This window comes from Chryseobacterium sp. UYP7 (assembly GCF_056279225.1).
The window spans coordinates 23,776-45,297 of record NZ_JBWBQW010000006.1 but is presented as its reverse complement, the minus strand read 5'-3'; the positions used below and the strand labels follow the sequence as shown (position 1 = coordinate 45,297).

22 protein-coding genes are annotated in these 21,522 nt (G+C 37.0%); 20 read left to right on the top strand and 2 right to left on the bottom strand.

What is annotated here, in order from left to right:
- The first annotated feature begins 96 nt into the window (after window positions 1-96).
- Together gldJ and ACZ9HT_RS12655 are read left to right on the top strand one after the other, a co-directional pair.
- Window positions 97-1,704, top strand: coding sequence for a gliding motility lipoprotein GldJ (gene gldJ / locus ACZ9HT_RS12660; RefSeq protein WP_476040852.1), 1,608 nt, complete (start codon window positions 97-99; stop codon window positions 1,702-1,704).
- 62 nt (window positions 1,705-1,766) lie between these two features.
- Window positions 1,767-3,041 carry a UDP-N-acetylmuramoyl-tripeptide--D-alanyl-D-alanine ligase gene (locus ACZ9HT_RS12655; RefSeq protein WP_476040851.1) on the top strand — a complete coding sequence of 425 codons (1,275 nt, stop codon included), beginning with the start codon at window positions 1,767-1,769 and terminating at the stop codon, window positions 3,039-3,041.
- On the opposite strand, the gene ACZ9HT_RS12650 is transcribed toward ACZ9HT_RS12655, so the two are convergent.
- On the bottom strand, window positions 3,038-3,643 hold the full coding sequence (locus ACZ9HT_RS12650; RefSeq protein WP_476040850.1) for an NUDIX hydrolase: 606 nt from the start codon (window positions 3,641-3,643) through the stop codon (window positions 3,038-3,040). The genes ACZ9HT_RS12655 and ACZ9HT_RS12650 overlap by 4 nt on opposite strands.
- A gap of 33 nt (window positions 3,644-3,676) precedes the next feature.
- Here ACZ9HT_RS12650 and ACZ9HT_RS12645 point away from each other — a divergent pair, with 33 nt between their 5' ends.
- Window positions 3,677-4,063: an SRPBCC domain-containing protein gene (locus ACZ9HT_RS12645; RefSeq protein ID WP_476040849.1), complete on the top strand. Its 387-nt coding sequence runs from the start codon at window positions 3,677-3,679 to the stop codon at window positions 4,061-4,063.
- Window positions 4,064-4,114: 51 nt separating this feature from the next.
- On the opposite strand, the gene ACZ9HT_RS12640 is transcribed toward ACZ9HT_RS12645, so the two are convergent.
- Window positions 4,115-4,810 (bottom strand): ABC transporter ATP-binding protein, encoded by a 696-nt coding sequence (locus ACZ9HT_RS12640; RefSeq protein ID WP_476040848.1) that lies wholly within the window; start codon window positions 4,808-4,810, stop codon window positions 4,115-4,117.
- A 286-nt stretch (window positions 4,811-5,096) separates the two neighbouring features.
- On the opposite strand from ACZ9HT_RS12640, the gene ACZ9HT_RS12635 reads away from it, so the two are divergent.
- The 17 genes from ACZ9HT_RS12635 (at window position 5,097) to ACZ9HT_RS12555 (ending at window position 21,510) form a co-directional block, all read left to right on the top strand.
- Window positions 5,097-5,507: a hypothetical protein gene (locus ACZ9HT_RS12635; protein WP_476040847.1), complete on the top strand. Its 411-nt coding sequence runs from the start codon at window positions 5,097-5,099 to the stop codon at window positions 5,505-5,507.
- 315 nt (window positions 5,508-5,822) lie between these two features.
- A complete protein-coding gene (locus ACZ9HT_RS12630; protein ID WP_476040846.1) occupies window positions 5,823-6,485 on the top strand; it encodes a DUF3347 domain-containing protein in 663 nt (220 codons plus the stop codon).
- Between the two features lie 14 nt (window positions 6,486-6,499).
- A complete protein-coding gene (locus ACZ9HT_RS12625; RefSeq protein ID WP_476040845.1) occupies window positions 6,500-7,783 on the top strand; it encodes an efflux RND transporter permease subunit in 1,284 nt (427 codons plus the stop codon).
- Window positions 7,784-7,785: 2 nt separating this feature from the next.
- The gene (locus tag ACZ9HT_RS12620) at window positions 7,786-9,744 is read left to right on the top strand and encodes an efflux RND transporter permease subunit (protein ID WP_476040844.1); all 1,959 of its coding nucleotides are present in this window, start codon (window positions 7,786-7,788) and stop codon (window positions 9,742-9,744) included.
- A 19-nt stretch (window positions 9,745-9,763) separates the two neighbouring features.
- Window positions 9,764-11,011, top strand: coding sequence for a TolC family protein (locus ACZ9HT_RS12615; protein WP_476040843.1), 1,248 nt, complete (start codon window positions 9,764-9,766; stop codon window positions 11,009-11,011).
- Window positions 11,008-12,246 carry a heavy metal-binding domain-containing protein gene (locus tag ACZ9HT_RS12610; protein WP_476040842.1) on the top strand — a complete coding sequence of 413 codons (1,239 nt, stop codon included), beginning with the start codon at window positions 11,008-11,010 and terminating at the stop codon, window positions 12,244-12,246. The genes ACZ9HT_RS12615 and ACZ9HT_RS12610 overlap by 4 nt, the downstream gene beginning before the upstream one ends.
- A gap of 13 nt (window positions 12,247-12,259) precedes the next feature.
- Window positions 12,260-13,456: an efflux RND transporter periplasmic adaptor subunit gene (locus tag ACZ9HT_RS12605; protein ID WP_476040841.1), complete on the top strand. Its 1,197-nt coding sequence runs from the start codon at window positions 12,260-12,262 to the stop codon at window positions 13,454-13,456.
- An 84-nt stretch (window positions 13,457-13,540) separates the two neighbouring features.
- Window positions 13,541-14,098 (top strand): AraC family transcriptional regulator, encoded by a 558-nt coding sequence (locus tag ACZ9HT_RS12600; RefSeq protein ID WP_476040840.1) that lies wholly within the window; start codon window positions 13,541-13,543, stop codon window positions 14,096-14,098.
- A 480-nt stretch (window positions 14,099-14,578) separates the two neighbouring features.
- Entirely contained in the window at window positions 14,579-15,058 is a 480-nt protein-coding gene (locus ACZ9HT_RS12595) for a hypothetical protein (protein ID WP_476040839.1), read from the top strand.
- Window positions 15,059-15,158: 100 nt separating this feature from the next.
- Window positions 15,159-15,377, top strand: coding sequence for an SHOCT domain-containing protein (locus tag ACZ9HT_RS12590; protein ID WP_476040838.1), 219 nt, complete (start codon window positions 15,159-15,161; stop codon window positions 15,375-15,377).
- 17 nt (window positions 15,378-15,394) lie between these two features.
- Window positions 15,395-15,694, top strand: a complete 300-nt coding sequence (locus ACZ9HT_RS12585) for a DUF5676 family membrane protein (RefSeq protein ID WP_476040837.1) — start codon at window positions 15,395-15,397, stop codon at window positions 15,692-15,694.
- 99 nt (window positions 15,695-15,793) lie between these two features.
- On the top strand, window positions 15,794-17,143 hold the full coding sequence (locus ACZ9HT_RS12580; RefSeq protein WP_476040836.1) for an APC family permease: 1,350 nt from the start codon (window positions 15,794-15,796) through the stop codon (window positions 17,141-17,143).
- A gap of 99 nt (window positions 17,144-17,242) precedes the next feature.
- A complete protein-coding gene (locus ACZ9HT_RS12575) occupies window positions 17,243-17,500 on the top strand; it encodes a heavy-metal-associated domain-containing protein (RefSeq protein ID WP_476040835.1) in 258 nt (85 codons plus the stop codon).
- 134 nt (window positions 17,501-17,634) lie between these two features.
- Window positions 17,635-18,648 (top strand): type II glyceraldehyde-3-phosphate dehydrogenase, encoded by a 1,014-nt coding sequence (locus ACZ9HT_RS12570; RefSeq protein ID WP_476040834.1) that lies wholly within the window; start codon window positions 17,635-17,637, stop codon window positions 18,646-18,648.
- 10 nt (window positions 18,649-18,658) lie between these two features.
- Window positions 18,659-19,720 (top strand): class I fructose-bisphosphate aldolase, encoded by a 1,062-nt coding sequence (locus ACZ9HT_RS12565; RefSeq protein WP_476040833.1) that lies wholly within the window; start codon window positions 18,659-18,661, stop codon window positions 19,718-19,720.
- A gap of 70 nt (window positions 19,721-19,790) precedes the next feature.
- Window positions 19,791-20,708, top strand: coding sequence for an alpha/beta fold hydrolase (locus tag ACZ9HT_RS12560; RefSeq protein ID WP_476040832.1), 918 nt, complete (start codon window positions 19,791-19,793; stop codon window positions 20,706-20,708).
- 58 nt (window positions 20,709-20,766) lie between these two features.
- The gene (locus ACZ9HT_RS12555) at window positions 20,767-21,510 is read left to right on the top strand and encodes an HAD-IIB family hydrolase (RefSeq protein ID WP_476040831.1); all 744 of its coding nucleotides are present in this window, start codon (window positions 20,767-20,769) and stop codon (window positions 21,508-21,510) included.
- Window positions 21,511-21,522 lie beyond the last annotated feature (12 nt).

The following is a 21,522-nucleotide window of genomic DNA, read 5'->3' as shown; positions in this document are numbered from 1 at the left end:
TTTAATTGTTAACGTTTTCCAAAAAAATCAATATTTTAATTTGATTTATTAGATTATTTCTTTTTTCTTTGTACTTTGATAAATTCTTGATAGACTATGAACAAAATTAAGTTGTTTTCGATAATATTGCTGAGTTCTACCCTTTTACTTATGAGTTGCGGCGGTGGCGGTAACAGTAAAAAAGGTGGTGGCACAAAGCGTTTCACCAGTAAAACAGGGTGGAAGCCAAATGATCAAAAAGGTTGGTTTTTTACCGGAAAGCAACAAAAACAGAAAGGCTGGCCCGGAATGGTTTACGTTGAAGGCGGAACCTTTACAATGGGCGCGGTAAAAGATGATGTAATGCATGACTGGAATAATACGCCAAGAAGAATGCAGGTCAGCTCATTTTTTATTGGAGAAACCGAAATCACCAATTACGAATACAGAGAATACGTTACCTGGTTGAAATTTGTATTTCCTCCATCTGACCCTAGCTTTAAAGACATCTATAAAGGCGCGCTTCCAGATACTTTGGTTTGGAATAATAAATTGTCCCGAAATGATTTTGCAGAAACTTATTTTAGAAGACCGGAATATGATTATTATCCGGTAGTTGGAGTTTCCTGGTTGCAAGCTTCAAGATATTGTGACTGGTTAACAGACCGCGCCAATGAAAAAGCCTTAATGGAACAAGGCGTGATCTCGAAAGATTTCTATAGCAACGATGCTAATAATCAAGGTGCTAATTCATTCAGTCTTGATAAATTTAAGGCCAACGATCCGGAAATGGAAGCTTATGTAAATACCCAGAGATTACAACAGAAATCAGGCATCAAAACTTCTAACCAAAGAATTATTTCGGCAAACCGAAATGCAGCAGCTGGTGTTGTAGAAAAGTTTAGACTTCCAACAGAAGTTGAGTGGGAATTTGCAGCTTTAGGAATGCAAAAAGAAAGAGAATATAATCTTTACACTAATAAGCAACCTCAAATACAGCAGCTTAAAGGTAAGAAAGGACGGGATCGCGGAATGTATCTTGAAAATTTCAAACAGGGTAGAGGCGATTATTCCGGTGTTGCAGGTTGGAAAAACGATGGTTCTCCTACCACTGCCGATGTTAAACAATATCCTTCTAATAATTTAGGAATTTATGGAATGTTCGGTAACGTTGCCGAATGGACCGCAGATGTTTACAGACCAATTATTGATGAAGAAGGAAGTGATTTTAATTACTACAGAGGAAACATGCCACAGGAAGTTGTGAAAAATGCCGATGGTACTTCTAAGAAAATTGAAGCAGCTAAATTTGATACGCTTGCCGATGGAAGGTTGGTTTATAAAGGTCTTCCTGGACAATATGAAAGAGAGACAGTTGAAGATAACAGAAACTTTAGAGACGGAGATTTCCAGTCTTCACTTGATGCAGGATATGGCAGAGCAGAAGACAGCAGTACTGCTGGATACAACATGTATAACTCTAAAACAAAACGATTTATCGTTGACGGAAGAGGTAGAGTAGTAATGCAAAAAGATCCTGTTTCCAGAACAACCCGAATTTCTAACGAGGTTAGAGTAATTAAAGGAGGTTCCTGGTTAGATGGAGCTTACTGGTTGGATCCGGGCCAAAGACGATTCCGCGACGAAGCGAAAGCTTATGGTTGGGTTGGATTCCGGGTTTCGCAAGATGCTAAGTCCACCGGAAAAGGCCGAACAAAAAGATAATTTAATTTAAAATATTCCTATAATCCTTCTGTATTTGCAGAAGGATTTTTTATTTTTGAAGAATGAATGCAGCCTCCTTTTATCCGCTTTTTTTACAATCCGAAAAAGTAACCATTGATCACAGAAAAGTTGAAAGAAATGACCTCTTTTTTGCCTTCTCCGGAGAGAACTTTAATGCTGCTGCTTTCGCGGGAGAAGCCATAAAAAAAGGCGCATTGGCCGTAATTGTGGAGCAGAAAGAATTTGAAGAGGTAGAAAAAAATATTTTTTATGTTTCTTCTACTTTAGTATTTCTGCAGGAACTAGCTGTCTTTCACCGCGAGCATCTAACGATTCCAGTAATTGCCTTAACGGGCAGCAATGGTAAAACAACGACCAAAGAGATCATTCACGCTGTTTTATCCCAAAAATATAACGTTCAGTATACATTCGGAAATCTTAATAACCATATCGGAGTTCCATTAACATTGCTTTCTATAAAGCCTGAACATGAAATTGCAGTCATAGAAATGGGTGCAAATCATCAGAAAGAAATTGAACTGCTTTGTAAAATAACTCAGCCCAATTTAGGCTACATTACCAATTTCGGAAAAGCGCATCTTGAAGGATTTGGAGGGATTGAAGGTGTTATTAAAGGAAAATCGGAGATGTATGAATATTTGATCAAAAATTCAGAAACTATTTTAGTGAATGAAAATGATCCAATTCAGGTTGAGAAGACAGAGAACTATTCGAAGAAAATTTCTTTTGGGACAGAAATTTCTAATTATTATTTTCAGGAGTTTTCAGATCAGAATTTTGTAGGATTTAGTTATCAGGGAAATAAAGCACAGTCTAAGTTAACAGGAAATTATAATTTTACGAATCTTTGTGCAGCTGCAAGTTTAGGATTTCACTTTAATATTGAATTTGAAGACATTAAAAAAGCAATCGAAAACTACGTTCCTACCAATATGAGATCACAGATTTTGGAACAGAATGGGCGGGTTTTTGTGCTTGATACGTATAATGCAAATCCGAGTTCTATGGCGGAATCTCTCAAAAACTTCAGTCAGTTTAAAGGCGATAAAACAATAATTATTGGCGATATGCTGGAGTTAGGCGAGGAATCTGAAATGGAACACCAAGCCATTCTCGAATTGGCAGAAAGTCTTAATTTTGATGAAATTATCACGGTTGGAATGCATTTTAAAAACGTAAACAGGATTCACCATGCTTATAAGAATTCCGCGGAACTATCGGCTGATCTGCAAAATTATAGAATAACGTCAAAAAATATTTTATTAAAAGCTTCCCGTGGAATTGCGCTGGAACAGATTTTAGAATTTATCCATTAAGCCAGATCCCAGTAATCGTGAAGAATAAGTTTGATGTTGTTGAAAGTCATGGGAAAAACATCGGTTCTAACTTCTTCAACGGTTTTCCAGGCAACCTCCGAAATTCCTTCCTCAACCTGCGGTTTCGGCGTTTCGTTACCCACATAATTAATTTGAAACCAATATGTTGTTTTTAGAATTTTCTCTCCGTTCCGTTCTGTATAAATGTGAAAAGTATTGTTTAAAAATTTTTCAAGGATCAGCTCTTTTAAACCGGTCTCTTCTTCAATTTCCCGTAAAGCGGCATGTTCCAGAGAATCTCCTAATTCCACTTTTCCTTTCGGTAAATCCCATTTACCCATTCTCCGAATAAATAAGAATTCTTCTTTTTGATTTTTCACAATTCCACCGGCAGCTTCGATTACTGTAAACATGTGCGTAAAATCTTCCCACATTTCATCAATGTTATCAGCATAAACATTCATTTGGGGACAAGAAGTATTCTCTAAAAGATCAACCGCAATCTCCAACGTAGCAAATCCCTCGAAACGCATGTTTTTTTCTATGTCTTCGGGATATTTACTTAAACTTAATTTTTTTTCATTCACAAAAACTTTATACATTTGTAACGTTTTAATTAATACAAAAATATAAAAATGAATTTAGAAGGACGCAAAATTGTTGTAAATAAATCTGTAAATGAACTGGTTAATTTGTTAAAAAATCCCGAAGATTATAAAGCATTAATGCCGGAGTCCTTGCAAAGTTTTGAAGTTCGTGATAACGGCTTTAAATTCAGCTTGAAAGGAATGCCCGAAATTGCTTTAAAAATTGAAGAAGTAACAGAGAATCAAGTTCTTTTAAAATCAGCAAGTAGCAGTTTAGACTTCACTTTGAAAGGCGCAATGAATGCAATAAACGAAAAACAAACTGAAGTTCAGTTGCTTTTTGACGGTAATTTTAACCCTTTTATAAAAATGATGGTTGAGAAACCATTGCAGAATTTTATTAATTCACTTACGGATAATATTGAGAAAATTTAAAATTCTTAATCGATCTAAAAGCCCTGAAACATTTCGTTTCAGGGCTTTTTATTATTGGGTGTAACTGGCAAAAGCTTCTTCTAAAGTTCCATACTTCCCTTTAAAATCTTCGATATTGGAGTCTTGTATGATATTGCCCTCATGGATCAAAATGACTCGGGAACAAAGGGCTTCGACTTCCTGCATAATGTGAGTAGAAAGAATAACGGTTTTTTCTTTGCCAATTTCTTTAATTACGTTTCTAATTTCGATAATCTGGTTAGGATCTAAACCATTTGTTGGTTCATCTAAAATTAATAAGTCGGGAGCGTGTAAAATTGCCTGCGCCAAACCAACCCTTTGTTGATATCCTTTTGATAATTCTGATATTTTCTTTGATTTTTCTGGAGTAATTCCAACCAGCTCTATCACTTCAGTAATGCGTTCTTTTGAGATCTGATGAAGATCTGCTACGAAATTTAAATATTCCTTTACATACATTTCGCGGTATAAAGGATTGTTTTCCGGCAGAAACCCCATTTTTTTCTTGACTTCTATTTCGTCTTCGCGAATATCTTTTCCATTAAATAGAATTTGGCCTTCATCAATTTTCAAGGCACCAACAATAGATTTCATCAGCGTCGATTTTCCCGCTCCGTTTGGACCTAACAAACCGATGATCTCCGTTTTATTGATTTCAATATTAATATCGTTTAAAGCAGTTTGCGCTCCGAATTTCTTCGATAAATTGATGATGTGTAATGACATGATTTTATTTGATAGACTGCAAATCTAAGAAATTAGAAAGAATTTAGTGGAAGTTTAAGATCTCTGGAAATATTTTTGAGAATTGAGTAATAAATAAACGGGAAGTGCTCTGAAACAAACCTGACTAAAATCACGATGCTTGATTAGATTGATATCTACAGTTTGTTGAGCATCATATTTTTTTTTTTTATGTTCTCATTTCAATTGTTTACAGAAATAATAAACACCCAATAACTTATTTTATCCAAGTTTATTAGTAGCTTTGTAGAACTATTGACTGTAAAAGGTGGCAAATTATTACAAAATATTAGCGTTTTTCTTCGCATTAGGATTATTCCTTGTGCCGGCTTCTTATGCTGCGTGTTCCACCACTGATAAAAAGATTGACCTCACCGAAAATACGGATGTCAAATTTACCTATACATTTTCTAAAATAGAAGATTCCTGCAAAAGCGGAGACTGTGAAAATAAGTGTTGTCAGAAAGAATCCACAAGTTGTACTCATGAAAATTGTAATGGCAACTGTAATTCAGCTTCTTCCAACATAGGTGGATCTACCTTTCTGGGTAATTTGCCACTTTCAGAAGTTAAAAGTAACCTGCTTTTTTTAGCATCGAAGAAAGATGGTTTCTATTATTTAAATACCAATTATTCTTTTGGTTTTTATCCCATTTGGCAACCGCCAAAAATAGGTTAAATTTCTTTGTACAGCCGTACTTGTGTTCTTTCGAGATTACCAAATTTTCATCTTACATTTTAGGATAAAAAGATATTTCAAATATTTATTTGAATGTTATTTTCATCGCATGTTAAAAAGAATATGAAGAAGCAATCCTTCAAAAAAGGCTGTCCTCGAAATATCAAAATCCAATTATCAAACTTTTACGTTCCAATTTCCTATTCATTTTCACAAAATTGTGTTTACGATTGGAACTAGAAATCCGTAAAAATTTATGAGGTGGAATATCCTAACTCACTTTTTTAGAAAATTAATTTTATAAATTCAATCGAAATGAAAACGCTCTTTTCAACACTCTTCGTCCTTTCTGCCCTTTTTCTAACCTCGTGTAAAGAAAATAAAGAATCCAGAACAGAAACCGCTATGTCGTCGGACATGCAAGGTATGGATCACAAAAGTTCTGATAGTACCGATATGCAAAACATGCAGCCTATGGGAAATAACGATATGAAGAACACCAGTTCTTCGGCAGTTTCGGTAACTGATTCCCCAAAAAATTCGAAAGCAGATTTTTCGGATCTTTTTGCTAATTATCAGCAGATGACCAATGCTTTATCTTCAGATGATGATAAGAAAGCAGCGACTTTCGCCACCAGTTTGTTGACTTCTTTAAATAAAGTAGATAAAACTACAATTCCTGCTGATCAGAAAAAAGATTACACACATATGGAAGCAGATATAAAAGAACATGCTGAACATATTAAAGCAAATGCAGGAAATATAGAGCACCAACGGGAACATTTTGATATGCTGAGTAAAGATTTTTATGACTTAACGAAATCATTTGCATCCGCTAAACCGCTTTATAAAATTTATTGCCCAATGTACAACGATAACAAAGGCGCCTATTGGTTAAGTGCTACGAAAGAGGTGAAAAATCCGTACTACGGAAAAGCAATGCTCACCTGTGGAGAAGTGCAGGAGGAAATTAAGTAAACTGATACAATATCATGATTCAAAATTTAATAAAATTATCTCTTAAAAACCGATACTTTGTACTGCTGATTGCAGCCGGTTTATTTATCTGGGGGATTTTTGCCGTCCGAAATAATCCGATTGATGCGATTCCTGATTTGAGTGAAAATCAGGTTATCGTCTTCACTGAATGGATGGGAAGAAGTCCGCAGATTATCGAGGATCAGGTTACTTTTCCTTTGGTCAGTAATCTGCAGGGAATTCCAAAAATTAAAAACATTCGGGCGACTTCCATGTTTGGGATGAGTTTCGTCTATGTCATTTTCGATGATGATGTCGATATTTATTGGGCACGAACCAGAGTTTTGGAACGCCTCAATTATGCACAACGATTATTGCCGCAGGATGTTACCCCAACTCTCGGACCTGATGGAACTGGTGTTGGTCATGTTTATTGGTATCATCTAGACGCACCGAATATGGATCTGGGAGATCAGCGCGCTTTACAGGATTGGTACATAAAATTTGCTTTGCAAACCGTTCCCGGTGTTGCAGAAGTCGCCTCTTTCGGTGGCTTCGAAAAACAGTATCAACTCGTAATTGATCCTATAAAATTGCAGTATTACAATATTTCTTTACTGGACGTGATGAAGTCGGTAAAAACCAATAATAATGATGTCGGCGGCCGGAAATTCGAAATGGCAGATATGTCTTACATCATTCGCGGTCTAGGTTACATTAATAATATTGAAGATATCGAAAATATTGCCGTGAGTAATAATCAGGGTATTCCGGTTCGTGTAAAAGATGTTGCCTCCGTACAAATGGGTGGCGATTTGAGACTGGGTATTTTCGATGTTGATGGCGAAGGTGAAGTGGTCGGTGGAATTATTGTTGCGCGCTACGGAACAAATGCTGATAAAGTCATTAACGATGTAAAACGGAAAATGAAAGAGGTGGAAAAAGGACTTCCGGAAGGCGTAACCTTAAAAACTTCCTATGACAGAAGTACCCTCATAGAAGCCGCCATAGATAATATTAAAACCAAACTGGTGGAAGAAATTATTGTGGTCGCAATTATTGTTATTCTTTTTCTTTTTCACTGGCGCAGTGCTTTGAGTATCATCATTCAAATTCCGGTAACTATCGCCATTGCCTTCATTTTGCTCAATGCATTCGGACTGTCCTCCAACATCATGTCCCTTACAGGAATTGCCTTAGCAATTGGAGTCATCGTAGATAACGGAATTATCATGTCGGAAAATGCGTACAAAAATCTGTCGGATTGGCAGAATCACAACCAAAACAAAAACTCCTAATAATGAAGACCAATTGGTTCAGAAATATATTCCGGAAGAAAAGCGACAAGCCGGAAAGCTATAAAAAAATACCCGAAGATATTCGGATGAGTATCATTGAAAAATCGTGTAAACAGGTATCAAGAGGAGTGTTTTTTTCTACAGTGATTATTGTGGTTTCATTTCTTCCCGTATTTATGCTGACCGGACAAGAAGGAAAACTTTTTCATCCTTTGGCTTATACCAAGAGTTTCATTTTGGTAGTTGATGCATTTTTGGTCCTTACTTTGGCACCGGTGCTCATTTCTTTTTTCATGAAAGGAAAGTTTAAAGATGACAATAAAAATCCCATTAACAGAGGTTTGGAAAGATTTTACGAACCGTTGATCCGATGGTGTATAAAATGGCGAAAAACAACACTAGGCATCAATCTTTTGGCGCTTGTCATCAGTATTCCGCTCGTGCTTAATCTTGGCCGGGAATTTATGCCACCTTTAGATGAAGGTTCCATTCTTTTTATGCCGGTAACGCTTCCCGATATTTCAAATTCGGAAGCCAAAAGACTGTTGCAGGTTCAGGATAAAATAATCAAAAGCGTTCCAGAAGTAGATCATGTTTTAGGAAAAGCCGGAAGAGCGAATACGGCTACCGACAATTCTCCGATTTCGATGATCGAAACCATAATTTTATTGAAACCTCAGAAAGAATGGCGCGATGGAACGACCAAAGAAAGTTTGATCAATGAACTAAACGCTAAACTTCAGATTCCGGGCGTAACCAATGGCTGGACAATGCCTATTGTCAATCGGATCAATATGCTTTCCACGGGAATTAGAACTGATGTCGGTGTGAAGGTTTACGGTGAAAATTTAGACAGTATTTATGCCTTGTCTCAGCAAATTAAAAATGAACTCGTCGGTGTTGAAGGTATTAAAGATATTTACGTAGAACCGATCACCGGTGGTAAATACATCGATATTGAGGTAAAAAGAGATGAAATTGGCAGATATGGTTTAAGTGTAGATGATGTGAACGCCGTAGTAGAAAGTGCTTTAGGTGGCATCAAACTCACCACAACCATTGAAGGAAGACAGCGTTTCTCCGTGAATGCACGCTACGGCCAGGACTTTCGAAATAATATAGAATCGCTCCGTAGATTGCCTTTACAAACCATGAAATTTGGGTCGATCCCTTTAAGTACTGTTGCAGATGTGAAGCTCTCCGAAGGTCCACCTATGATTAATTCAGAAAACGCCATGTTGCGTGGTGCTGTTTTATTTAATGTGCGTGACCGTGATTTAGGAAGTACTGTAGAAGAAGCCAAAAAAAGACTGGATAACAAAATGACCAAAATGCCAAAAGGATATTATGTGGAGTGGAGCGGTCAATACGAGAATCTCATCCGCGGCGAACAAACCTTGAAAATGATCATGCCGATCGTGCTGATCGTTATTTTTCTCTCCATGTATTTTGCCTTTAACTCTTATCGCGAAGCCTTTTTCAATCTGATCAGTATTCCATTCGCCTTAATTGGCGGCGTCTTTATGATTTCGATTTGGGGCGTAAATCTTTCCGTCGCCGTTGCCGTTGGATTTATCGCACTGTTTGGTCTGGCTGTAGAAACAGGAATTGTAATGGTCATTTATCTGAACGATGCTATGGTGCAATTGGTAGCTGCGAAAGGGAACTCCCGGGAAACCATCACCAACGAAGATTTGCGTGAATACGTAATTTATGGTGCGGCTAAACGGTTGAGACCAAAAATAATGACGGTTTGTGTAACCCTATTTGGATTAGTCCCGATTCTTTGGAGTCATGGAGTCGGAAGTGATATGATGAAACCCATTGTTTTACCAATGGTAGGTGGAGTTTTCACTTCTGCGATTCATATTCTTTTGGTAACGCCGATCATTTTTTTAATGCAGAAAGAATGGGAATTGAATAAACTGGGGAAAATAGATGTGCTTGATGCTTCCCATTAAAACTTTAATGATATTTAAAATGAAGAAAATAACACTCCTAATAATAAATGCAATTTTTTCCGGGAATTTGGGAGCACAGCAAATGCCTTTGTCTGAAATTTTAGACAGTATTGCCGCAAACAATCCGGTGGTAAAAATGTATGATGCAGAAGTGAGGTCATTGGATGCTGCTGCCAAAGGTTCCAGAAGTTGGATGCCTCCGACTGTGGGTGCAGGTTTTTTAATGACCCCTTACAATGTTCAACGGTGGAGCAGAGATGGAGACATGCTCGGAATGGGATCTTTTGCAGTTTCGGTAGAACAAATGATGCCGAATAAAAAAAAGCTGGATGCCAATGAAAATTTGATGCTTGCGATGTCCTCTGTAGAAAGAGAAAAATTGACTTACACTTTAAATGAAAATTTTCAGGATGCAAAAAAGCTCTACTATGACTGGATCGTTTTGGACAAAAAAATCAAAGTAGTTAAGGATAATAAAAATATGCTCGACTTCATGATTCGGAATGCAGAAATCAGATATAAAAACGGACTCGGAAAAATTTCCGCCTACTACAAAGCCAAAGCAGCACTGGGTTCAGCAGATAATATGCAACTCATGTATGATAATGATATCCGCGTAAAAAGAATTCGCCTGAATGCTTTGATGGGAAGAAACGCAATGGAGGAATTGGATGTGCAACCTGATTTCACTTTAAATGAATATGGAATAGAACTTTTCGATCCAGAACTTTTTTATCAAAACAGGAGCGATCTGCGTGGTATTAATAAAGAAATCAATATCGCAAAATTAAAACAGGATCTGGAAAAACAAAATGTGCGACCCGAATTCGGCGTAAAATTCGAAAACATGTTCGGATTTGGAGGAAAGCCTATGGAGTTTACATTGATGGTGATGGCGAAAATTCCGCTGGTTCCCTGGGCTTCAAAAATGTACGACGCCAATATCGAAAGTTTACAGATCAAAGAAGAAGCGCTGCTTGCCAAAAAAGCCGTGATGGTGAATGAATACAGTGGTCGAGCTTATGGAATCCGCAATGAACTGGAATTGAATAAAAAACAAATTCAACTGTATGAAAACACCATTATTCCGGCTTTGAAAAATAATTACAAATTAATGCAGTTGGGCTACGAGCAAAACACAGAGGATCTTTTCACGCTTTATGATGCCTGGGAAAAACTCAATACAACACAATTAGAGTACTTTGATATTTTGACAAAAGCGCTCCAGGCTCAAACCGAATTAGACCGATTACTTGAAAGAAGATGAAAAAAATAATACTATTCACGATGATGCTGTTCACTTTATCAGCGTGTGAAAAATTAAAGTTCTGGGAAGACACCAATTCGCAAGCAGCAGAATTGCATACTTATACGTGCCCGATGCATCCTGAAATAATTTCGGATAAACCCGGAAAATGCCCGAAATGCGGGATGGATCTGGTGCTGAAAGAGGCGCCTGCAAAAAAAGCAGAGGGCATCAAGCTGGAAGATCTTTTACAACCTACCAATAATTTTGTGGTTTCTCAGTTGCCCGTTATCCGTATATCAAAGGAAAATGTCCCAACAATGGTAGAAGCTTTAGGAATTGTAGATTACGACACGCGGCAGATCGGAACTATTTCTTCCCGAATTTCCGGAAGGATCGAGAAACTATACGTCAGGTATAAATTCCAGAAAGTTTCCAAAGGTCAACGTATTTTAGATATTTATAGCCCGGAACTTCTTACAGCACAGCAAAATCATTTGTTCCTGTTGAAAAATGACCGTTCCAACGCCATGATGATCAATGCCTCCCGTCAAAAATTATTGCTTTTGGGAATGCCATCTTCCCAGATTCAAAGCATCAGCAGAAATGGCAGACCAGATCTGATCGTTCCGGTCTTTAGCAATTATAGTGGATATATTCAATCAGCCGGAGGTATGGCGAACTCATCACAACCGAATGAAGTAATGCAGGCGAGTTCCGTTACGGCAGAATTGCCGCTCAAAGAAGGCATGTATCTTCAAAAAGGAGAAAATATTTTCACCATTTACAATCCCAGCCGAAGTTGGGCGCTTCTCAACATTTTTGCCGAAGATATTGCTTTGGTGAGCAAAGGGCAGTCGGTTGCAGTTATTCCACAAAACGATCCATCAAGTAAATTTAAAGGAACCGTCGATTTTATTGAACCCTTTTTTCGCCCCGAAAGTAAAACGGTTACCGCACGAGTTTATTTTGACAATAGCGTAGCAAAAATACCGATTGGTACTCAAGTTAACGCCGAAATTGCAAGCCATTCCAAAGTAGCCGAATGGCTCCCAAAAACAGCCGTAGTTTCTTTGGGTATGGATAAAATTGTCTTTAAAAAAGCACCGGGAGGTTTCACGGCACACAAAGTCGGAACCGGCGCTATTGTAAAAGATAAAATTGAAATTACAAGCGGGCTAAAACCCGAAGATGAAGTTGCAGAAAATGGCCAATACCTAATGGACAGCGAAAGTTTCATTAAAGTAAGCAAATAAAAAAAAGAGAAAAATGAAATATAATATTTTAATAATGGCGCTTTTGGTTTTTCTTTTTTCCTGTAAAAAAGAAGAAGATCCACACGCGAACCACGATATCTATTACACCTGTTCCATGCATCCACAAATTGTGGCAGACAAACCAGGAAAATGTCCTATTTGTCACATGGATCTGGTGCCTGTCGAAAAGAAAAAAAATGCAGACCCGAACGCTCTTGTCCTAAATGATGAGCAGATAAAACTGGGCAATATAAAAACAATCAGTCTCACGAATGATGACCTTTCAGACAAACTGACGATCACCGGAACACTTAATTTTGATCAATATAAAATGCATTCCGTCAGTTCACGCGTCATGGGCAGAGTGGAAAAATTGTATTACAAAAATATCGGAGAATACGTTCCGCAAGGTTCACCGCTAATTGAAATTTACAGTGAAGAACTGAACAATTCAAAACAGGAATATCTTTTGGCTTTAGAGCGGCAACATCTTTTTAAAGGAAATACGTCCATCGATTTTGATCAGTTACTGCAAAGTTCCCGCAATAAACTTTCATTGTGGGGAATGACTAAAGGTCAGATCAGCCAGTTGGAAAGAACCCGGAAAGCACCGTTGACCACAACAGTTTTTAGCACTGGCTCTGGATATATCACTGATTTAAATATTTCAGAAGGTGCTTACCTTTCAGAAGGTGGAACAATATTAACACTCGCTGATCTTTCTACGCTTTGGGCAGAAGCACAGGTTTATTCCTCTCAAATGGCACTGATCCATCGGGATACAAAAGTGGTTGTTTCCATTCCTGATCTGGACAATTTGAAAATTGAAGGAAAAATCGATTTTACCAATCCCGAAATAAACTCCGCCAGCAGAATAAATCTGGTGCGGGTTTCCATTCCCAACAAAGACAATTTGCTAAAACCCGGAATGCCGGTTTATGTTTTAGTAGAAAATGAGTCCCGTAAGACGCTCATTTTACCAACAGATGCGGTGATCCGCGATGGAAAAATGGCGACGGTTTGGGTAAAAACTGCAAAAAATACCTTCGTCAATAGAATGGTAAAAACTGGCCTGGAAACGGACGACCGCATCGAAATTTTATCGGGTATAAAAGAAGATGATGAGATCGTAATTTCAGGAACTTATCTGCTCAACAGCGAATATATTTTCAAAAAAGGAGCCGATCCAATGGCGGGTCACGATATGTAAAGTTGACCAGCATTAAACGTTAATTATCACCGTGGAAAAAAATTATAAAAAACTATTAAAATTACTAACTATTAAAACACCAAAATGAAAACAACTTTATATATAAAAAATATGGTCTGTGATCGCTGTAAATCAGCGGTGATGCGGGAATTAAATGCTTTAGGCTATCATGTTGATTCTTTAGAATTAGGGCAAGTTGTGCTGGATCAGGAAATCCCGATTGAGATTTCTAAGCTGGAAAAAATTCTAAAAGAACTTGGTTTTGAACTCTTGATCGAGGACACCGAGGTTTTGGTTGAAGAAATTAAAATAGCGATCATCAATAAAATTGAAAGTCAGGATCATTCTAATCTTCCGGCTTTTTTAACGGGTACTTTTAATAAATCCTATTCAGTTTTAAGTAAATTATTTAGTTTAAGTGAGGGAATAACCATCGAAAAATACAGGATCAATTTACAGATGGAAAAAGTGAAAGAATTGATACAATTTGGAGAACTGAATTTCTCCGAAATCGCCTATAGTTTGGATTATAATAACAGTGGACACTTGGCAAAACAGTTTAAACATGAAACAGGAATGTCGATGACGGAATTTAAAAATTTGCGGAAATGGGAAAGAAAATCCATAGACGATATTGTGTAAGTAATAAACCGAATTCTACCAAGGATTGGGAATTTGAGTTCCTACATTTGTGTAGTAAGAAATAGTTATCCAAAGACTTAAATATTTAAATTTCAAGGGTTTCCCTTCAAAGCAATGTAAAAAGTCTCTGCATTATATTTTTGCAAAGTCGATTTTGTTTTTAACAAAAGTAAATCTTGGAAGTAATAAAACCCAAGTTACATTGAGCATTTAAGCTCCGACATTTTTTAACAAATTTTTACGAAGGAATGTGCATTACCGAAGAGATAATGCAATATTTCAAACCTAAAAGTTTTCTTCAGAATTGATAGAATAAGTTATTGTGAGCCGCAATTCTATCATTAGTCTTTTTAATCGTGACATCATCATTAGTGATATTCTATACTGTAATCAAATTGCAGTTTGCATCACTGTGCTTTTACTTCAAGTTTTTATCGAATTTAAATTTGAAAATTACTAACAAAATCTAAAACAACTATTATGAAAAAATTAGCAATCACTTTATCTGCATTTGGACTTATCGTCTTAAGCAGTTGTGCGGAACAGTCTTCCGTAAAATCAATGCTCGAAAATCCTGCTAAAAGACAGGAAGTTATTAAAACCATTGCCCAAAATTCCGAATACAAAAAAGAGTTTATGGGAATTGCGATGGGAAATGGTGGTACAATGCCAATGATGCAGGGAAAAGAAAATATGATGGGTTCAATGATGAACGGAGATCAAATGAAAATGATGATGAAGGACAGCACAATGATGCACTCTATGATGGACGGAATGATGAAAGATACTAAAATGATGGGAACAATGATGAGCAAAATGCACGATAAAGGCATGATGAGCAAAGATTGTATGAAATCCTGCAAAACGATGATGGAAGGAAAAGGAATGGAAATGAACGGAATGAAAAAGATGAATTCTACAGACTCGCCTGTGAAAGATGATCATAGCGACCATCATTAAGATAGAAGTGAACAGATTAAAAATAGAAAGTGCGAAATTAATTTCAGCATTATTAAGTACAGTAACAAAAACAAATTATTAACGAATAAAATTTAAAATTATGCATTATTACGAAGGAAGTTTTGGAGGTATGCACCTGATATGGTGGATCCTATGGTTTTTATTTTTAGCCTGGATATTCTTTATTCCAGCAGATATCCCTTATCAAAAAAGCAAAAAAGAAAGTCCCTTAGATATTCTGAAAAAGCGTTTTGCGCTGGGTGAAATAAGCAAAGAGGAATTTAATGAGGCGAAAATACTCATCAATTCGGCTACTTAACCTTTAAAAACAAGATTATGTACAAATTAAACGTAAAAAAACTCGGATTTGCTTTAGGGCTTACTGGTGCAATTATTTATCTGGGCTGTGTCCTGGTAATGGCAACTGCTGGAAAAGAAGGCTCAATTCTTTTTTTCAACAGTTTACTACACGGTTTGGATGTCACCACGATCATGAGAATGAATGTGTCAGTACTCGAAGCTTTGCTTGGAATTATTCAAACTTTCATTTTAGGATTCATTGTGGGTGCTTTCATTGCGGCATTTTATAACGCGCAGATCAAAACGCACGATATAAAATCAGCAGAGAGTTTTTAACTTCTAATATTTAGAAGGACTAAAATTCTTATTCTGCGACTTTAAGGAAAACTCAATTGTTTTCAACTATTCATTAAATTAAAAAAAACAGATTCCAATATGAAAAATTCCCAAGCCGAAAAAAACAAACTTTCACTCATAGGTTCCATATCATTAGGAACAGGAGTGATGATCGGGGCGGGAATATTTGTATTGATGGGTCAGATCGCAGAATTAGTGGGAGATCTTTTTCCCATAGCGTTTATCGCAGGTGCAATTGTGGTGGGATTTAGTTCTTATTCTTATGTGAAATTTTCCAATGCTTTTCCCTCTTCGGGCGGTGTTGTAAAATTTTTAAATAAATCTTATGGACCGGGAACAACTACCGGAGTTTTTTCATTGCTGATGTACGTTTCGATGGTGGTTTCAGAAAGTTTGGTCGCCGGTACTTTTGGAGCTTACACACTTCGTCTGTTTCCAGATAGTTTTTCGGGATACGCCTCAATTCTTGGAATTTTACTTTTGGTGACAGCGTACATCATTAATATTTTAGGTAATAAAGTGATTGGTGCAACCGCCACTTTTACAGCAATTATAAAGGTTGCAGGGATTGCACTTCTTGCTATTGCCGGACTTATTGTTTCAGGAATTGCAGATATTAAAGGCGGTTATATTCCACAAAATGCTGCAGAATTACCACAAGGATTTGGTTTTATAGCAGCATTGGCTCTAGCGATTCTGGCTTACAAAGGCTTTACAACAATTACGAATCAAGGTGGAGATATTGTAAATCCGCATAAAAATGTCGGACGATCAATTATAATCTCAATTCTGATTTGTACTTTTATATATGTCACCTTGGCTCTTTCTGTAGCGGGAGGATTAAGTATTCCGGAAATTATTGAAGCAAAAGATTATGCTTTAGCAGCCGCCGCAAAACCGGTATTTGGAGTTTGGGGTTCCTGGATCACCATTTTACTTGCCATCATCGCCACATTTTCCGGAGTGATCGCCAGTGTTTTTTCCTCTTCAAGATTATTAGGAATGTTGAGCAATATGAAGCAAGTTCCTTCTTTGGAAAAAATGGGAAATTTTAAAAATCCTGCGCTGATTTTTACGGTGGCTCTCGCGATTTTACTCACGATGCTGCTCAATTTAACGCGGATCGCATCAATCGGAGCTATCTTTTATTTAATTATGGATATTGCGATCCATTGGGGATTATTTAAGCATTTAAGGAAGGAAGTAAAATTTCAACCTGCCATTCCAATAATAGCAATTATTATGGATGTGGCGATATTATCGGCTTTTCTCTACATAAAATATTTAAGTGATCCTTTAATATTAATTGTAGCGGCGGTTGGGATTGTCCTAATATTCATTGCCGAGCGATTATTTATGGCTTCTCATACCAATGATAAAGGGAAAATGGCGATGGGAATGGAAGACGAAGCAGACGCAGAAAAATAGTTACCAACAGAACAAAACTGAAATCGTAGAGATTTCTTTAATCAAATTAAAAAGACAAATTATTTAAACACAATTTTTTAACAATTTAAATTTAATATTATGAACCAATTAGTAGAAATTAATGGCATGACCTGCGGCGGTTGTGTAAAAACTGTAGAAAAAGCGCTTCAAACAATTGACGGCGTAGAATCAGTGAATGTTACTCTAAATCCACCAGTAGCGAATTTAGAGACCAATCACAATATCAGCAACGAGCAACTAAAAGAGGTGCTCTCAAAAGCAGGAAGCTACAGTATTGCAGGGAGCTCGGAAGGTGACAGCGCGCCAAAAAAATCCGGTGGCTGTGGTTGTGGCTAATGACAATTTGCTAAAATTTTAAAAGTGTATAAAGTAAGTAGGTTGAAGAAGTTTTAGATTTCTTTTTCCTGTTTACTTAATATGCTTTTTAATCAGATCAAATTATTGTCCAGTTAAATTTCAAATACAACTAAATGAAGAATATAGGATTAATAGGATACGGCGTCATCGGTAAAAGAGTGGCTGATGCGATCAACAAGCAAGATGATATGAATCTTGTCGGCATTTGCGATGTGATCAGTGATTGGCGCATTCAAAATGCCGTCAGAAAAAATTACCCCATTTACGCCGCAACACCGGAAGCAGAAAAAACAATGAAAGATGCCGGCATTTCTGTGGCAGGAGATATGCAGGAACTTCTGGCCAAAGTAGATCTGATCGTAGATTGCACGCCAAAGAATATTGCTGCACAGAACGTCAAAATATACAAAGAGAAAGGCATCAAATTTATTGTTCAAGGTGGGGAAAAGCACGAAACTACAGGCCATTCTTTCAGCGCTGAAAATAATTACGATTCGGCTCTAAATTTAGACGCAACAAGAGTTGTTTCCTGCAATACCACTTCTATTTTAAGAACGTTAACGGCGCTAAAAAAAGCCGGATTATTAGAATATGCCCGAGGAACTTTACTTCGTAGAGCAACCGATCCGTGGGAAAGTCATTTAGGTGGAATCATGAATACAATGGTTCCCGAAAGAGATATTCCAAGCCATCAAGGTCCCGATGCGCAAAGTGTAGATCCAGAATTGGATGTGATTACAGCAGCGGTAAAAGTCCCCGAAACTTTAAGCCATCTGCATTATTGGAATGTGAAATTAAAAAAGCCAACCACCAAGGAAGAAGTTATTGAGGCTTTCAAAAAATCGACGAGAATAAAACTCATCCACTATGATCAGGGTTTAGTTTCCAACAATACCATAAAAGAAATGTATCTGGATATGGGAAGACCGTGGGGAGATATGTATGAAGTGGCTCTTTGGGAAGATATGCTGAAAGTTGTTGGCGACGAATTATTCTACGCTTATGTGGTAGATAATCAGGCAATTGTGATCCCTGAAACTATCGATGCGATTAGAGCATTGACGGGAATTGAAACTGATGCTGCAAAATCCATTGCGAAAACAAACGAAAGTCTTGGAATAAATTAATTCTAAAAATATGAAATCACCCAATAATATATTTGCAATTTTAGGAGATAAAGCCTCCTTTTATTTGGATCACGTCTCTGAAAAAATTAAAAAAGAAAGACTGCAGATCCCAAGCAAAGGCAGTCTGTACAATGTGTTTGCCGACAGTAACAGAAATCCACAGGTTTTGCGAAGTCTCGCTCAACTATATAACCATGGAAATCTCGGCGGATCCGGTTATTTAAGTATTCTTCCGGTGGACCAAGGAGTGGAGCACAGCGCCGCATTTTCATTCTACAAAAATCAGGACTATTTTGATCCCGAAAATATTATCAAATTAGCACTTGAAGGCGGCTGTAATGGGGTCGCATCAACGTTTGGTGTTCTGGGATTGCATGCCCGAAAGTATGCTCATAAAATTCCCTTCATTGTTAAAATTAATCACAACGAAATGCTTACCTATCCAAATAAATATGATCAGACTTTATACGGAAAAGTGCAGTCTGCATGGGACATGGGTGCAGTTGCGGTAGGTGCAACAATTTATTTTGGATCCGCAGAAAGCGACCGGCAAATTAAAGAAATAGCCGATGCCTTTGAAGAAGCGCATAATTTGGGTATGGCAACTATTTTATGGTGTTATCTGCGCAATGATTCATTTAAGAAAGGTGATGAAGATTTTCACGCTTCCGCAGATCTTACGGGACAAGCCAATCATTTGGGCGTAACAATTCAGGCAGATATCATCAAACAGAAATTACCCACCAATAATTTTGGCTTTAAAGAAATTGGATTCGGGAAGTATGATGATGCCATGTATGAGGCACTTTCCACAGATCATCCAATAGATTTAACCCGATTACAGGTTGCAAATTGCTATATGGGAAAAATAGGTCTGATCAATTCCGGCGGAAGTTCCAACGGAGATTCTGACCTTCAGGAAGCCGTGATAACCGCAGTAGTAAACAAAAGAGCAGGTGGCAGCGGATTGATCATGGGCAGAAAAACTTTTCAAAGACCGCTTAAAGAAGGTATTGAATTGTTAAACACCATACAAAGCGTCTATCTGCAGGAAAGCATCACTGTCGCATAAAAATTTGCATTTCAATTGTTGCGGTATTTGCCATGTTAAAATAAAGAGATTAAAATATTAAATTATTATAATGATTTTTTTACTTATTTTTTCGATAATCATTCTTTCCATTGCAGGCATTGGCTTCTATAATTATGTCAGTGTTATGAAGTCGCCAGTTTATGAACCGGAAAGTATGCCTTTAAATTATGAAATTGCAGGTTCGGGATCTAAAAAACTCGTACTACTTCACGGTTTGACTGGCTCAAAAAATTATTGGAAAACGGATTTAGAATCAATCAGTCAAACACATCAATTGCTCTTGATCGATCTGTTGGGATTTGGGGATTCACCGAAACCAAACTGTACTTATTCGCTCAATTTACAGATGGCTGCAATTGAAAAGATTTTGATAAAAGAAGGATTTAATGATGGCAAAACTATTATTGGTGGACATTCTATGGGTGCAATTATCAGTATGGCATTGCTGGAAAAAAATCCAGAGTGGTTCAGCGCCGGAATATTTATTAGTTTGCCTTTTTACCGGAATGCTGATGAATTTAATAAAATAATGTCTTCACATTCAATGATGGATAGGCTTACCACTGGCAAATATTCAAAATATTTATGCATGTTTCATCCAATTTTTATGAATAGATTTTTTAAACCGGAAAACCTTTCAGAAGAAGTTTATATAGAGGCGAAAAAACATCATTGGCAAAGTTATTTTTACTCGCTCAAAGAAATCATTTTAAAGACAGATTTATTAAAAATTGTCGATAAAATTAAAGACAAGAAAGTTCTTTTTATTCATGGCGAACAAGATTTTACGGCGCCTAATGAAAATGCAAAAATACTTTCCAAAGAATTTACAGGTGCACGATTTTTGAGTTTTGAAGAAGGTGACCATCAGTTCTTTTTAAAAGAAGCATCTTCTGTGTGGCAGACCATTCAGGATTTTAGCAATTCATTAGAAGTTCACCAAAAAATTCTTTCCACGCATTATTAGAAAATTTAAATAAGGAAAGAATATATATTAAAAAAAATAGAAAATATAAAGTTAAAGCATGATGAAAAAACTGGTCATATTCGATTTAGACGGAACTCTTGCAGAAAGCAAATCTTCATTGGATGATGAAATGGCCGTGCTGTTAGAAAATTTGATCACAAAAATAAAGGTTGCGGTTATTTCTGGCGGCGACTGGCCACAATTTAAAAAGCAACTTTTATCACAAGTTCCGGAAAACGAAAGCCTTGTTAATCTTTCAATTTTACCAACCTGCGGAACTAAATTTTATGAATATTCCAATGGCTGGACTAAAAAATATTCGGAGAATCTTTCGCAAGAGGAAAAGAAAAAGATCACAAATGCATTTAGTGAAGTTACCAAAGCCCTAAATTTTAACATCAAAGAAACCTGGGGCGAAGTGATCGAAGATAGAGGCAGCCAGATCACTTTTTCGGCACTTGGTCAGAAAGCAGATTTAGCAGAGAAAAATAAGTGGGATCCGGATGTTGCAAAACGGAAGAAAATGAAAGCAATTCTGGACGATCTTATCCCGGAATTTTCCGTTAAATTGGGAGGCAGCACTTCCGTAGATGTTACAAGAATTGGAGTGGATAAAGCCTATGGTATAAAAAAACTGCAGGAGATGCTTTCCATTAATATAAACGATATGTTATTTATTGGCGATGCCCTATTCCCGGGTGGAAATGATTATCCCGCCAAAGAATATGGAGTTACTTCGATTCAGGTTAAAAATGTCGAGGAAACAAAAAAAATTATTGAAGCCATAAGTGCTTTTTTGTAGAAAAGAAAATTT